This window comes from Pseudomonas sp. 50_B, assembly GCF_017491625.1.
In the GTDB taxonomy this organism is placed as follows: domain Bacteria; phylum Pseudomonadota; class Gammaproteobacteria; order Pseudomonadales; family Pseudomonadaceae; genus Aquipseudomonas; species Aquipseudomonas danubii.
Map to the genome: position 1 here is coordinate 1 of NZ_JAFGYX010000206.1, position 244 is coordinate 244.

A 244-nucleotide genomic window follows, 5' to 3' on the forward strand; every position below is an offset into this window, starting at 1 on the left:
CTGGGCTATTTCTTTCCGGTGTTCGGCCAGGGCAATACCCCGGTGGCCATCGGTTGTGCGTCATTGCTGCTGTGGGCCGTGCACTTTTTGGTGCTGCGTGGGATCAAGGAGGCGGCGTTCATCAACCTGGTGACCACGGTGGCCAAAGTAGTGCCGCTGCTGCTGTTCGTGCTGATTGCCCTGTTCGCCTTCAAGCTGGACATCTTCACCGCTGATATCTGGGGCGTGAAGAACCCGGACTTGG

1 protein-coding gene is annotated in these 244 nt (G+C 59.0%); it reads left to right on the forward strand.

Annotated features, from left to right (window positions below):
• Window positions 1-244, forward strand: a 244-nt coding sequence (locus J5M73_RS31640; protein WP_207817035.1) for an amino acid permease, incomplete at both ends; no start/stop codon positions are given.